At 74.3% G+C, this 13,418-nt stretch carries 9 protein-coding genes and 2 pseudogenes; 2 read left to right on the top strand and 9 right to left on the bottom strand.

Going from position 1 to position 13,418, the window contains the following annotated elements; all coding sequences use genetic code 11:
• Positions 1 to 85: 85 nt before the first annotated feature.
• Positions 86 to 279, top strand: a pseudogene (locus V9U70_RS16260) (hypothetical protein).
• Positions 280 to 336: 57 nt separating this feature from the next.
• Here V9U70_RS16260 and V9U70_RS16255 read toward each other — a convergent pair.
• The 6 genes and pseudogenes from V9U70_RS16255 to V9U70_RS16230 all read right to left on the bottom strand — a co-directional run.
• Complete coding sequence (locus tag V9U70_RS16255; RefSeq protein ID WP_336675936.1) at positions 337 to 1,047, bottom strand: helix-turn-helix transcriptional regulator; 711 nt, start codon at positions 1,045 to 1,047, stop codon at positions 337 to 339.
• A gap of 333 nt (positions 1,048 to 1,380) precedes the next feature.
• Complete coding sequence (locus tag V9U70_RS16250; protein WP_336675935.1) at positions 1,381 to 3,270, bottom strand: outer membrane protein assembly factor BamB family protein; 1,890 nt, start codon at positions 3,268 to 3,270, stop codon at positions 1,381 to 1,383.
• 88 nt (positions 3,271 to 3,358) lie between these two features.
• Positions 3,359 to 5,239, bottom strand: coding sequence for an outer membrane protein assembly factor BamB family protein (locus tag V9U70_RS16245; RefSeq protein ID WP_336675934.1), 1,881 nt, complete (start codon positions 5,237 to 5,239; stop codon positions 3,359 to 3,361).
• A gap of 234 nt (positions 5,240 to 5,473) precedes the next feature.
• The gene (locus V9U70_RS16240; protein WP_336675932.1) at positions 5,474 to 7,144 is read right to left on the bottom strand and encodes an outer membrane protein assembly factor BamB family protein; all 1,671 of its coding nucleotides are present in this window, start codon (positions 7,142 to 7,144) and stop codon (positions 5,474 to 5,476) included.
• 32 nt (positions 7,145 to 7,176) lie between these two features.
• Positions 7,177 to 8,991: an ABC-F family ATP-binding cassette domain-containing protein gene (locus tag V9U70_RS16235; protein ID WP_336675931.1), complete on the bottom strand. Its 1,815-nt coding sequence runs from the start codon at positions 8,989 to 8,991 to the stop codon at positions 7,177 to 7,179.
• Positions 8,992 to 9,101: 110 nt separating this feature from the next.
• A pseudogene (locus V9U70_RS16230) lies at positions 9,102 to 9,449 on the bottom strand (acyltransferase family protein); the annotation flags it as partial.
• 467 nt (positions 9,450 to 9,916) lie between these two features.
• Between V9U70_RS16230 and V9U70_RS16225 the strand changes: the two are divergent.
• Positions 9,917 to 10,447, top strand: coding sequence for a hypothetical protein (locus tag V9U70_RS16225; RefSeq protein WP_336675929.1), 531 nt, complete (start codon positions 9,917 to 9,919; stop codon positions 10,445 to 10,447).
• Positions 10,448 to 10,573: 126 nt separating this feature from the next.
• Here V9U70_RS16225 and V9U70_RS16220 read toward each other — a convergent pair whose 3' ends face one another.
• Genes V9U70_RS16220 through V9U70_RS16210 form a run of 3 tightly spaced genes read right to left on the bottom strand, consistent with a single transcriptional unit; the run spans position 10,574 to position 13,262 of the window.
• Positions 10,574 to 11,479: a 4-(cytidine 5'-diphospho)-2-C-methyl-D-erythritol kinase gene (locus V9U70_RS16220; RefSeq protein ID WP_336675928.1), complete on the bottom strand. Its 906-nt coding sequence runs from the start codon at positions 11,477 to 11,479 to the stop codon at positions 10,574 to 10,576.
• Positions 11,476 to 12,348: a 16S rRNA (adenine(1518)-N(6)/adenine(1519)-N(6))-dimethyltransferase RsmA gene (gene rsmA / locus V9U70_RS16215; protein ID WP_336675927.1), complete on the bottom strand. Its 873-nt coding sequence runs from the start codon at positions 12,346 to 12,348 to the stop codon at positions 11,476 to 11,478. Before rsmA ends, V9U70_RS16220 begins: the two co-directional genes overlap by 4 nt.
• A 47-nt stretch (positions 12,349 to 12,395) precedes the next feature.
• On the bottom strand, positions 12,396 to 13,262 hold the full coding sequence (locus V9U70_RS16210; protein WP_336675926.1) for a TatD family hydrolase: 867 nt from the start codon (positions 13,260 to 13,262) through the stop codon (positions 12,396 to 12,398).
• Between the last annotated feature and the right edge of the window lie 156 nt (positions 13,263 to 13,418).

Here is a 13,418-nt window from a genome sequence, read left to right as displayed (position 1 = left end):
GCAAGCCCGCGCTGCCCGGCTGGGGCGCGATCGTCCTCGCCGCCCTGTGCTAGTCCCGTACTCCCTCTGACCGGAGGAACACCCCATGTCCGAGCTGCACGAGGAAGTCTCCGAGCTGGAGCGCGAGTCCGCGACCGCGGCCCGTCTGTCCGACATCCGGCGGATCATCGGCGGCCTGTTCCTGGTCTACGGGCGCTCGGCCTGATCTTCCTGATCTGGAGGAAGCCGCGCCCCGCACAGGCCCCGGCGGAGGCCGCACCGGACACCGACGCGGACTGATCCCACCCGGGTCCGCCCGTCGGCGGCCTCAGCGCCGCCTCCCGCGGGGGCCGGGCGTCACCGCTCCCCTTCGGGGGCGCCCGGCCCCCGCGGCGCGCCGACCGCGCCCGCCGCCCGCTCCAGCAGCCCCGTACGGGCCGCGAGGGCGGCCGCCTCCAGCCGGGAGGCGACGCCGAGCTTCACCAGGACCCGCTGGACGTGGGTGCGGGCGGTGCTCGGGGCGATCCGCATCCCGGCCGCGATGAGCCGGGTGTCCTCGCCCTCGGCGACCCGCACCAGCACCTCGGCCTCCCGCGGAGTGAGCAGGTCGAGCAGCCGCCGCCCCTCGTCGTCGGGCCGGGCCACCGGGTCGAGCAGTTCGGCGAAGGCCCCCCGCAGCAACTGCGGGGCGATGGCGCTCTCCCCCGCCCGCGCCGAGAGCATGGCCCGCTCGACGCCCTCGATGCGCTCGTCGTGTCGGACGTACCCCGCGGCGCCTGCGGCGAACGCGGCGGCGATCCCTCGCGGGCTGGGTACCGGGCCGAGGACCACCACCGCCACCTGCGGGCGCTCGCGGCAGATCCGCGCGATCGGGTCGAAGACCCCTGGCGCGGCGGGCGAGGCCGTACCGAAGAGGCAGACCTCCGGGGCCCTGCCGACCACCAGTTCCGCCGCCCCCGACGTCGGCGCGGCTGCCGCGAGGACCCGGTGCCCGCGCAGTTTCAACGCCGAGGCGAGTGCCTCGGCGAGCAGGCGGTGATCGTCCACCACCATGAGCCGCACGCTCATCGGATAAGGGCCTTCCTCTGGATCAGGGCGGATCGGGGAGCGGGTCAGGGCGTGCGGATCGGGCCTCACGAACCCGCCCCGAAGCCGAGACAAGGTCCTCGTCCCCCATGCCCCCGCGCCCCCGGGACACCGGCCCCCGGGCTCCTGCCCCGGCAAGTTACACGCTTGCCCGACAGGGCGCGGCCCTTCCGCCGAAGATCGCCCGGGAATGCCGAATTCTCGCCTCCCGCGGCTCGTCGGCGCTCTCCGGGCGGGCGTCCCGCGGCCGGAAAACGATCGGCCCTGCCGGTCGGTGATCGGCCGGCAGGGCCTGGTGCTGGGGCGAAGCGGGGATCAGTCGGCGCGGAAGGCGAGCACCAGATACAGCTTCTTGTCGGCGTCGATGCTGCTGCGCTCGCTGATGAGCACCTTCGACTTGTAGAGCCGTCCCTGCGAGTAGAGGACCTCGGAGTGGTCGGTGGTGAAGCGGGTCTCCGCGTCCCGGACCGCCTCGTCGCTCGGGTTCTCCATCAGCAGGGTCTGCTTGAAGGTCTCGCCGTCGATGGAGACGATCTGGCCGCCCTTGTCGTAGGGGGGCTCCTTGTAGGCGATGACGTTGGCGCCGTCCATCCGCAGGGGGACGAGCGTGTAGCGGTCGCCCGCGTCCGCCCGTCCGCCGAGCAGCTTGCCGGTGGTCAGGTCGAAGGCGACGATCTCGTTGGTGTCGCCGTACTCCCCGGTGCCGTCGTGCTCCTCGGTCGGCAGGTAGAGCCTGTTGTTGCCGACGGCCATGTGCTGGCACTGCTCGACGTCGGTGGCGTCGCAGCGCGCCGCGTAGGTGTCCGCGTCGGCCGCGATGCGCACGATCAGCTTGCCGGTCGCCGCGTCGATCGAGAAGAAGTCGGAGATGCTGCTGCCGTCGCCGGCGGTGTCGCCGACGTCGGCCGCGACCACCAGCGGCTTGGTGGAGACGATGGACGCGTAGTCGACGCCCGCGGGCATCTGGTAGGAGGACAGCGGCGCGCCGGTCGTCGGGTTCAGCGCCTGGATGCTGAGTTGCGGGCTGTCGTGCGAACCGCACTTGCGGACCACGGCGAGCGCCTCGCCGCCGCCGTAACCGGTGTCGTAGCAGCCGTCCGCGCTGACCTTCGGCTTCCAGAGTTCGGCGCCGTTCTCCAGCTTGAAGGCCGCGCCGCCCCGGGTGCCGCCCGCGGCGACGGTGGTCCCGCTGAGCGTGACCTCGTCGAAGCGGATCGGCTCGTCGCCGCCGGTGGCGGCGGTGACGCCCTTGCTCCACAGCAGCTTGCCGGTGGTCAGGTCGATGACGCCGACCTGGTTGCACGACGGGTACTTGTCCGCCTTGGTCGGCTTGCCCTCCTTGAAGAGGATGGCCGTCCTGAAGTCCTCGCTCATGTGCCGGGAGGCGCCGCAGACCTCGCCGTCCAGCGGGAGCTTCCAGAGTTCGGCGCCCTTGTCCCCGTCGTAGGCGACGACCTCGTTGACGCCCGTCTTCACGTACGCCTTGTCGGTGAGCCAGGAGCCCATGACCGAGGTGACGTCGGTGACCTTCGGCTCCGGGACCTGGAAGGCGACCTTGGCCTTGGTGGTGCCGGGGGCCTTCTCGACCCCGCCGGCCAGGCCGCCGCCCTCGCCGCCCTTGTCCGCGCCGCCCTTGCCGCCGTCGCCGCCGCCGGAGGAGGACGCCTCTGTGGTGTCGCCGCCGTCGCTGCCCATGGTGGCGTAGACGACGCCGCCGCCGATGATCAGCACCACGGCGACGGCCGCGGCGAGGATGATCTGCATCTGGGTGCCGAACTTCTTGCCGCCGCCCGGCTGTTGGGTCCCGTACTGCGGGTGCATGGGCTGCGTCGGGTAGCCGTAGCCCTGCTGCCCCGCCCCGGGGTGGCCCGCGGGTCCCTGCGGATAGCCGTAGCCGGGCTGCGGGGGCTGGGGCGCCTGCGGGTAGCCGTAGCCGTTGGGCTGCGGGGCCGGCGGAGTGGGGTAGCCGCCCGGCTGGGGCGGCGGGCTGCCGTGACCGCCGACGGGCGGGGCGGCCGACGGCTGCTTGCCGAAGGGGTCCGCGGGCGGCGGGGTCGGCGCGCCGAACCCCCCGGGCGGCGGGTCCTGCGGTGCGCCGAACCCTCCGGACGGCGGGCCGGCCGGGGGGCCCGCGGGCGGCGCCGGGGGCTCGTTCGGGGGCGTGTTGGGGGGCTCGTTGGGTGGCTGCTGCGGCGGCTGGGTCATGGCGTGCGTACCTCGGGAGACGAGAGGGGGTGGGGTCGTCGCGCCCGCCCGGAGGGGGCCGGGCGCGGTCGGATGCCGGCGTGGACCGTCACTTGCTGTACACCAGCAGGGTGGTCTGCTCCAGCTCCTCCTTGTCGTTGCCCGCGCTCACGCGCTCGCTGAAGACGAAGGAGCGGCCGTCCTCGTAGGCGATCCTGGCCGAGAAGAAGCCGTTCTCGATCCGGGCGACCGACTCCGGGTGCTGCAGCAGCGTCTTGGGGGTCCCGCCGGTCGGCGGGAGGGTCACGATCGCCCCGCTCGCGTCGTACCTCGGCCGCATGTAGAGCACCAGGTCGTCGCCCTCCATCCGCAGCGGGCGCAGGACGCGTCCCTCCGGGGCGGGGGCCTCCCACGTGGGCTTGCCGGTGTCCAGGCCGAACGCGATGACCTTGTTCGTCCGGGCGGTCCCGCTCCCGTCGTCCTTGGTGGCGATGTAGAAGGTGTCGGCGTCGGCGGCGACGCCGCTGCACCCCTCGATGTCCTTACCGAAGACCGAGAAGCCGCGCCCGCAGTCGGCGGTGAGCGTGTCGCCCTCGGCGGGGGTGATCTGGGAGCGGAGCTTGCCCGCGTCGGTGAGCGCGACGATCGCCCACTGCTTCTTCTCCTCGTGGTTGAAGGAGACGACGAGCGGTTCGACCGAGTAGACCTTGTCGACCTCCCAGCCGCGCTTGGGCTGGTAGGTCCACCTGGCCTTGCCGGTGGCCGGGTCGATCTCCTGGATCTGGTGCTGCGGGTTCTTGACGTCGTCGGTGCGGCAGCTGGTCGCGGCGATCAGCTTCGCCCCGCCGGCGAACGCGAAGGGCTTGCAGTTCCCCGAGGGATTGCCGAACAGCTCCTTGCCGTCGCTGACGCGGTAGGCGTTGGAGTTGCTGGTCCGCCCGACCGTGACGGTGTCGCCGCTGATGGCCAGACCGATGTCCGACATCAGGTCCCAGGTGCCGTTCTTCTTGACCGTCTTCTTCCAGCCGGTCTTGCCGGTGGTGAGGTCGATCATCTGGAGGACGGAGCAGTTGGCCCGGTCCGTGGTGCCGTCCTTCACTCCGATGACGATCTTGCCGTCGGAGGTGGCGGATTCGGGTGTGGCGCACACGTCGGCGGGGAGCTCCAGGCTCCACTTCTGCTTGCCGTCGGTGACGGAGTACGCCGAGACGCCGCGGTACATGGCCTTGGCGACCAGGCCGCCGGCGAACCAGGGGCCGTGGACGGACGCGCCGTTGCGGGGCACGTCGACGTCGTTCTTCTGGAGCCAGGCGACCTTCGCCTCGCCCTCCTTGCGTCCGGCGTTGAGGTCGTCGTCCACCTCCCTGCCGTCGCCGGCGCCGTCGCCCTCGTCGACCGTGGGCGACTCGCTGGGCGCCTTGGGGTCGGAGCCGGCCTCGGCGACGGGCTTCTTCTCCTCGTCGTCGCCGCCGCCGACCACGAACCAGACGCCGGCGCCGGCGGCGAGGGCCACGGCGAGCGCCGCCGCGACCACGATGCCGGTCCTGCCCCGGAGGAAGCCGCCGCCGCCCGAGCCCGGCCCGCCGGGGACGGGCGCGCCGGGGTACTGCTGCTGCGGGTAGCCGTAACCGGGCTGCGGCTGCTGGCCGTAGGGGCCCGGAGCCGGCTGGCCGTAGGGGCCGGGGGGCTGGCCGCCGTAGGGGCCCGGAGCCGGCTGGCCATAGGGCCCGGGGGGCTGCTGGCCGTACGGCCCGGGGGGCTGGCCCGGCTGCTGCGGGTAGCCGTAACCGGCCTGGCTCTCGGGGGGCGTCTGCGGATAGCCGTACGCCGGGGCGGCCGGCGGGGGCGTCTGCGGAGGCCCGGCCGGGGGCTGGGAGGGCTGTGGCGGCTGACCGGGCGGCGTCCGGGGCGGCTGAGGAGTCCCCTGCGGCGGCTCCTGCGGAGCTCCGAAGCCTCCCTGCGGCGGTGGCTGGCTGGGCGGCTGGCTCATCAGCACGTCCCCCTTCGTGCGGGCCGGTGTCCGATACGGTCTCCCCCGCGATTCCCGGAGGGTCACTTCCCCCGGGAAAGGAGCGAATCGGGCATGGCTTCCGCGGTGTCACGACAGTCGGGCGGGGCTTCTTTGTACCACTGGCCCGCCACCGGGCACCGGCTCGGGCCAGCCCCTGTTCCCAAGGGAGAACCGCCTCGTGATGACCTCGTTACGACCGGGGGCGGGTGACGGTCAGTCACCGAAGGCGATCATCGTGCGCAGGGTGATCTCCTCCTCGTCGGTGGGCCCGGTGACGTAGGCGTGCATCAGCAGGGAACGCCCGTCGGCGTACTGGACCAGCGGCTCGTGGAAGGTGCGTTCGACAGTCGCCGCCGACGCCGGGTGCCGCAGCACCGGCCGGAGGCCGCCGCCCTGCGGCCCGAGTGCCATGATGCCGCCTCCCCCGCCCCCGGGGGCGGGCGGGCTCAGGTACATCAGGACGTTGCCGTCCTCGACCCGCAGCGGCATCAGGGTCTGCGCGGCGGGCGCGGGGACCTTCCACTTCCTCTTGCCGGTGCCCATGTCGAAGGCCACGACGGCGTTGGTGGGCTCCTTGTCGACGGGGGCGGCCTTGGTGGCGAGGTAGAGCGTGTCGGAGTCGGCGGCCACCCCCACGCAGTTGTCGAGGTTTCCGCCCTCGTTGCGCTGGTCGTCGGCGCACCGGGCCTCGTAGTCGTCCGTGCCGGGGTCGGGCTGGGCGCGGAGGACGCCGTCGTCGCCGAGGAGCGCGATGGCCCACTTGTCGCTCTGCCGCAGCGAGACGACCGGCGGGTCGACGGAGTAGAACTGGTCGACCTCCCAGCCCTTCTTGACCTTGTACGACCACACGGTCCGGCCGGTGGCCGGGTCGACGCGCCGCACCTCCTGCTCGGCCTCGTCGACCGGCTGCTCGCGGCAGTCGACCGCGGCCAGCGGCACGGCTCCGCTGGTGAGCCCGTACGGCTGGCAGGCCCCGGGCAGCTCTCCCCACAGATGCTCGCCGTCGCTGATCCGGTAGGCGTCGGTGAGGGTGGTGCGGCCCACGGTCACGACGTCGCCGTTGACCGCCATGACGATGTCCGACAACGCGTCCTGGGTGCCCGCGCGTTCGAACGTGGCGGTCCAGCCCGCCTTCCCGGTGGTCAGGTCGATCATCTGGAGCCGGTCGCAGGAGGCTTCCTCGGTGGTGTCGCTCCTGAGCCCGAGGACGATCTTCCCGTCCGTGGTGGGCAGAGTGGGCGCCGCGCAGACGTCGGCCGGCAGCCGCAGGCTCCACTTCCGCGAGCCGTCGGCGAGCGAGTAGCCGGACGCCGTGCGGTAGAGGGCCTTGGCCACCAGGCCGCCAGCGGTCCAGGGGCCGAACGCGGAGGCGCCGCCCGCCGGCAGGTCCACCCCGTTCCGCTGAATCCACCGGACCGGGGCCTCGCCCTCCCGGCGTTCCTCGTTCAGCTCGCGCGCCCCCGGCGACGGCTGTGCCTTCGGGTCCGTCGCCTCTTCGGACTGCGGCAAAGCGGTGCCCGGGCCCGCCGCGACGGGCCCGGGGTCCTCGGCGTCGCCGCCCGCCGCGAACCAGACGCCCGCACCGACGACCAGGGCCGCCGCGATCACCGCGGCGACGAGCCCGGCGGCCCGCCGCCCGGACCGCCCGCCGCCGCCAGGTCCGGGCGGCGGCGGGAGGCCGGGGGGCGCGGTGGGCGGCAGCTGCTGCCCGTACGCGCCGGCGGGAGCCTGCGGCCGCGGGTGGCCGTACGCCCCCTGGTGGCCGTGCGCGCCGGGCCGCGGCCGGTCGGGCGACGGGTCCCCGTACGCGCCCGGCAGGGGCTCGTACGGCGCGCCGAACGCCCCCTGCTGCTCACCGGAGCTCCCGGACGGCGGGTGCGTCATCGTGTGCTTCCCCCCTGTGACCTGACGAACCGTCAGGCGTCCTCGGCCAGCTCCAGCCAGCGCATCTCCAGCTCGTCGCGCTCGGTGACGAGCTCGCGCAGCTCGGCGTCGAGTCCCGCGACCTTCTCGAAGTCGGTGGCGTTGTCCGCGATCTGCCTGTGCAGGGCGGTCTCGCGGGTGGAGAGCTTGTCGAGCTGCCGCTCGACCTTCTGCAACTCCTTCTTCGCGGCGCGGGACGCCTGCGCCGAGACGGCGGGGGCCGCCGCGGGGGCGGAGGCCGGACGGGGCGAGGCGGAGGGGGTGGCCTCCTCCTCCATGCGCTGCCTGCGCTCCAGGTACTCGTCGATGCCCCGCGGCAGCATCCGCAGGGAGCGGTCGCCGAGGAGGGCCATCACCCGGTCCGTGGTGCGCTCGATGAAGAACCGGTCGTGGGAGATCACGATCATCGATCCGGGCCAGCCGTCGAGGAGGTCCTCCAGCTGGGTCAGGGTCTCGATGTCGAGGTCGTTGGTGGGCTCGTCGAGGAAGAGGACGTTGGGCTCGTCCATCAGCAGGCGCAGGATCTGGAGCCGGCGGCGCTCACCGCCGGAGAGGTCGCCGACCGGCGTCCACTGCTTCTCCTTGGTGAAGCCGAACTGCTCGCAGAGCTGGCCTGCGGTCATCTCGCGGCCCTTGCCTAGGTCGACCCGGTCGCGTACCTGCTGGACGGCCTCCAGGACCCGCAGGTTCGGCTTCAGCTCGGAGACCTCCTGGGAGAGGTAGGCGAGTTTGACCGTCCTGCCGACGACGACCTTCCCCGCGGCGGGCTGCTCCTCGCCCTGGGTGCGGGCGGCCTCGGCCAGCGCGCGCAGCAGCGAGGTCTTGCCCGCGCCGTTGACGCCGACCAGGCCGACCCGGTCTCCGGGGCCGAGCTGCCAGGTCAGGTGGGTGAGCAGGGTCTTGGGCCCGGCCTGGACGGTCACGTCCTCCAGGTCGAACACGGTCTTGCCCAGGCGGGCGTTGGCGAACTTCATCAGCTCGCTGGTGTCGCGCGGCGGCGGCACGTCGGCGATCAGCTCGTTGGCGGCCTCGATGCGGTAGCGCGGCTTGGAGGTGCGGGCGGGGGCGCCGCGGCGCAGCCAGGCCAGCTCCTTGCGCATCAGGTTCTGCCGCTTGGACTCCTCGGTGGCGGCGATGCGCTCCCGCTCGGCGCGTGCGAAGACGTAGTCGCTGTAGCCGCCCTCGTACTCGTGGACGGCGCCTCGCTGGACGTCCCACATGCGGGTGCAGACCTGGTCCAGGAACCACCGGTCGTGGGTGACGCAGACGAGGGCGGAGCGGCGGGTGCGCAGATGGCCGGCGAGCCAGGAGATGCCTTCGACGTCCAGGTGGTTGGTGGGCTCGTCGAGGACGATCAGGTCCTGCTCGTCGATGAGGAGCTTCGCCAGGGCGATACGACGGCGCTCGCCGCCGGAGAGCGGGGCGATGACGGTGTCGAGGCCGTGCTCGAAGCCGGGCAGGGCGAGGCCGCCGAAGAGGCCGGTGAGCACATCGCGGATCTTGGCGCTGCCCGCCCACTCGTGGTCGGCGAGGTCCCCGATGACCTCCTGGCGGATGGTCGCCTTCGGGTCCAGGGAGTCGTGCTGGGTGAGGACGCCGAGGCGCAGCCCGCCGTTGTGGGTGACACGGCCGGTGTCCGCGTCCTCCAGTTTGGCGAGCATCCGGATGAGGGTCGTCTTGCCGTCGCCGTTACGGCCCACGACACCGATCCGGTCGCCCTCGGACACCCCGAGGGATACGCCGTCGAGCAGGGCACGGGTGCCGTACACCTTGCTGACCTGCTCGACATTGACCAGATTGACGGCCATTTCACTCCTGTCCGGGGGGGATGGTTCGACCCTCCCAGGGTACGGCGCGGCGGCGGGGGGCCTGTCGCACGGCCTTGCCCGCCGCTGCCCCTCCAGGGCCGGGGACCGCCGCGCGCGGGCCCGCTGCCCGCCCGCTCGACCAGCAGCCAGCCTCCGAGGACCATCGCGACGGCCGTCGGAGCGCTGACCGGGACCACGATCAGCGGGGCCGTACGCCCCTCCAGCAGGCCTCCGAGGCCGACCGCGGACAGGCCCAGCACGCCGAGCAGGCTGAGCGTCACTGCCAGGGCCGCCAGGGGGCCGTGGCCCGCGCCGGGCGCTGCGGCGGTCGGGCGCTCGAAACTGCGGAAGGCCGCGACGAGCCCGGCGGTGAGGGGTGCCGCGAGGGCGATCCGCAGCGGGACCCGGGCCCACCAGGCGGCGGTGACGGCGAGCGGTGCGGGGCCGCCGGCAGCAAGTCGACGTAGCGGTCCCGGGTGGCGGGCGTCGCCCCGGCGAGTTCACGAACGCTTGGTCCCGTACGGGTACGGTCGCGGCCGGCGGGGGCCCGGCGGCAGGGTCCGGATACTCAGTTCGGCGTCTGAGTAGGGGGTGGCGGGGAGGCCCCGTACGCGCCGCCGGTCAGGACCGGCCGTGTCCGCCCCGGGAGGCCGATCCGAACAGGCCTTCGCCCTCCGAAGGAGCAGATCCGGACAGACCCGGGCCTGACCCGCGGAAGAAGCATAAAAGCCGCTCCCCGGGGGAGACGGCACATAGGTCACGCCCCCGTCGCGTCCGGTGTCGAGGCCCGCGGTGCCCGGGGCGCGCCTCACCTGCCGCACCCGGCGGCCGAACCGGACATCCCCCGGGGGCCGGCGGCCGTCCGTCGGGTCGCTCGCCACCTGCCGCGCCACTCGCCGTTCCCGAGAACCGGAGGACCAACATCGTGCGGATTCCTCGTCACCTCACCCCTGTCGGCCTCCTCGCCCTGCTCACCGTGGCCGGGTGCGGGGGCGGGACACAGACCGACGGCCGCGCCCCCGAGACCCCGCCCGCGGCCACGCACACGGCGACGGCGGCGCCTCCGGAGACTCCCCCGGCGACGGTTCCGGGCGCTCCCTCAGCCACGCCCACCGTGACGGCTCCGGACACTCCCGCAGCCACTTCGACCGCCGTGCCCGGTCCGGTCATGCCCGCCCTGCACAGCCGGAGCTACCAGGAGGCGCGGGCCGCACTGGACCGTCGGGAGGTGCCCCCCGCGCGGGTGACGACGGCCGCCCAGCACAAGGACGTCACCCTCCCCCGGGACCACGGCGGCTGGTACGTATGCGCCACCAGCCCCCGGCCGGGCGCACCGCTCACGGCCGCCACCGTGGTCACCGTGAGGCTCGCGGAGGACTTCAGCGACTGCACGACCAGCTTCCACGGCTACCTGCACCAGGAGAACGACCCGGCCTACACCCCGCCCGCCCCGTAGCCGGACGCGGCGCCACGGCCGACCGGGCCCCGCACGGCCGCCCCGGCCTCCGGGGAGGCCTGCCGAAGGGGAGCGATCACTCCGGTCGCGCGCCCCACGGTCGTCGCGGGGCGCCGGCGGCTCCCGTCAGAACCTCTCCACGCGCGCCCCGGGCGCGGGCGACACCGCGACGCGCGCGTCGCGGCAGGTCCCGGAAGCCGTCAGCGCGTCGGCGACCTTCTGGCCCGCCGCATCGTCGGGGACGAGGAACGCCGTCGTCGGGCCGGAACCGGAGACCAGGGCGGCCCAGGCGCCCGCCTCCGTGCCGGCGGCCAGGGTGGCGGCGAGGGCGGGGCGCAGGGAGAGCGCGGCCGGCTGGAGGTCGTTGCTCAGGGCCCCCGCGAGTGCGCCGGCGTCGCCGGAGCGCAGGGCGGCCAGCAGCGCGGGGGACGCGGTCGGCTCCGGGACCTCCGTGCCGGCGGTGAGCCGGTCGAACTCCCCGTACACCGCGGGCGTGGAGAGTCCGCCGTCCGCCACCGCGAAGACCCAGTGGAAGGTCCCGCCGACCTCGACGGGGGTCAGCTTCTCGCCGCGTCCGAGGCCGAGCGCGGCCCCGCCGACCAGGCTGAAGGGGACGTCGCTGCCGAGCTCCGCGCAGATGGCCAGCAGCTCGTCACGGCTCGCGCCGGTCCCCCACAGGGCGTCGCATGCCACCAGGGCGGCCGCCCCGTCGGCGCTGCCGCCCGCCATGCCGCCCGCGACCGGGATGTCCTTGGCGATGTGCAGGCGGACGGCGGGCTCGATGCCGTACCGCTCGGCCAGCGCGCGGGCGGCGCGGGCGGCGAGGTTGGTGGAGTCCAGCGGGACCCGGGCCGCGTCGGGGCCCGAGCAGGTGATCGTGAGCGTGTCGGCCGGGGCGGCGGTGACCTCGTCGTAGAGACCGACGGCGAGGAAGACGTTGGCGAGGTCGTGGAAGCCGTCCGGGCGGGCGGCGCCGACGGCGAGCTGGACGTTGACCTTGGCGGGGACCCGGACGGTCACGGGGGCGCTCATACCGCGGACTCCGGCTTGTGCTCGGCGATGGCGGCGAACTCCTCCACCGTCAGCGCCTCGCCGCGCGCCTGCGGGGAGACCCCGGCGGCGACGAGCGCGGCTTCGGCGGCGGGTGCGGACCCGGCCCAGCCGGACAGGGCCGCGCGCAGCGTCTTGCGGCGCTGGGCGAAGGCGGCGTCCACCACGGCGAAGACCTCGGCGCGGCTCGCGGTGGTGCTGACCGGCTCTGCGCGCCGCACGAGGGAGACGAGCCCGGAGTCGACGTTCGGGGCGGGCCAGAAGACGTTGCGGCCGATGGACCCGGCCCGCTTGACGTCCGCGTACCAGTTGGCCTTCACCGACGGCACGCCGTAGACCTTGTTGCCGGGGCGGGCGGCCAGCCGGTCGGCGACCTCGGCCTGGACCATGACGAGGGTGCGCTCGATGCTGGGGAAGCGCTCCAGCATGGTGAGCAGGACCGGGACGGCCACGTTGTACGGGAGGTTCGCCACCAGGGCGGTGGGGGCCGGGCCGGGCAGCTCGGTCACCAGCATCGCGTCGGAGTGGACGAGCGCGAAGCGGTCGGCCCGCTCCGGCATCCGGGCCCGCACGGTGGCGGGCAGGGCGGCCGCGAGCACCGCGTCGATCTCGACCGCGACGACCCGGTCCGCCGCCTCCAGGAGCGCCAGGGTCAACGAGCCGAGCCCGGGGCCGACCTCGACGACGACGTCGGCCTCGCGGACCTCCGCCGTGCGCACGATGCGGCGGACGGTGTTGGCGTCGATGACGAAGTTCTGACCGCGCTGCTTGGTGGGGCGTACGCCCAGCTTCGCGGCCAGTTCGCGGATGTCTGCGGGGCCCAGGAGGGCGTCGGGCTCTGTGCTGCTCACCCGGTAAGCCTACGGCCGCCGCGTGCGGCGGCAGGGCGGCGGGCCGCTCAGAAGTCGAAGGCGCGTGCCGTGTTGTCGTGGACCGCGGCGGCCAGCGTGTCCTCGTCCAGGCCCTTCACCTCGGCCATGGCGCGGAGGGTGACCGGGACGAGGTACGGCGCGTTGGGCCGCCCCCGGTACGGGGCCGGGGTGAGGAAGGGCGCGTCCGTCTCCACCAGGACCAGCTCCGTGGGGGCGGCGGCGAGGGCGTCGCGCAGCGGCTGGGCGTTCTTGAAGGTCACGTTGCCCGCGAACGACATGAAGTACCCGGCCCGTGCGCAGGTCCGGGCCATCTCGGCGTCGCCGGAGTAGCAGTGGAAGACGGTCCGCTCGGGCGCGCCCGCGTCCGCCAGGACCCGCAGGACGTCGGCGTGCGCGTCCCGGTCGTGGATGACGAGGGCCTTGCCGTGCCGCTTGGCGATCTCGATGTGGGCCCGGAAGGACTCCTCCTGGGCGGCGACGCCCTCGGGGCCCGTACGGAAGAAGTCCAGCCCGGTCTCGCCGACGCCGCGCACGCAGTCGAGTCCGGCCAGCGCGTCGATCTCCGCGAGCGCCTCCTCCAGCGCCGCCCGGCCGCCGGGCTCCCGCGCCCCCTGACGGGCGGTGCCGTCCGGGTCGCCGTGGACGATGCGCGGGGCCTCGTTGGGGTGCAGGGCGACCGAGGCGTGGACGGACGGGTGGGCGGCCGCGGTCTCGGCGGCCCAGCGGGAGCCGGCCACGTCGCAGCCCACCTGGACCACCGTCGTGACGTTCACCGCGGCGGCCCTGGCCAGCGCCTCCTCGACGGTGGCGTCCTGAAGGTCCAGGTGGGTGTGGGAGTCGGCGACCGGAACCCGCAGGGGCTCGGGCAGCGGCGGGGCTTCGGTACGGCTCATGCCGACGATCGTACGAGGGCCGGGGGCGTGGCCGTACGGGGGGCGTGGCCGTACGGCGGCCGCGGCGCGGGCGCACAACGGCGGGCGCGGGCGCATCCGAGGGGGCGCGGGGCGCGGGCGTACGGGGGTCGTCGGCCGCTGGTGCGCGCGCCGGCG

Origin of the sequence: Streptomyces pratensis (genome assembly GCF_037137275.1) — a bacterium.
Lineage (GTDB): Bacteria > Actinomycetota > Actinomycetes > Streptomycetales > Streptomycetaceae > Streptomyces > Streptomyces pratensis_B.
Note: the sequence above shows the minus strand (reverse complement) of the source record. Positions and strands in the feature narration are given on the sequence as shown.

Excerpts from the sequence above, each read along its gene's own strand:
- V9U70_RS16220 (WP_336675928.1), bottom strand. The coding sequence starts at position 11,479 with ATGAGCGCCCCCGTGACCGTCCGGGTCCCCGCCAAGGTCAACGTCCAG.
- V9U70_RS16245 (WP_336675934.1), bottom strand. The coding sequence starts at position 5,239 with ATGAGCCAGCCGCCCAGCCAGCCACCGCCGCAGGGAGGCTTCGGAGCT.
- V9U70_RS16240 (WP_336675932.1), bottom strand. The coding sequence starts at position 7,144 with ATGACGCACCCGCCGTCCGGGAGCTCCGGTGAGCAGCAGGGGGCGTTC.
- V9U70_RS16210 (WP_336675926.1), bottom strand. The coding sequence starts at position 13,262 with ATGAGCCGTACCGAAGCCCCGCCGCTGCCCGAGCCCCTGCGGGTTCCG.
- V9U70_RS16250 (WP_336675935.1), bottom strand. The coding sequence starts at position 3,270 with ATGACCCAGCCGCCGCAGCAGCCACCCAACGAGCCCCCCAACACGCCC.
- V9U70_RS16255 (WP_336675936.1), bottom strand. The coding sequence starts at position 1,047 with ATGAGCGTGCGGCTCATGGTGGTGGACGATCACCGCCTGCTCGCCGAG.
- V9U70_RS16235 (WP_336675931.1), bottom strand. The coding sequence starts at position 8,991 with ATGGCCGTCAATCTGGTCAATGTCGAGCAGGTCAGCAAGGTGTACGGC.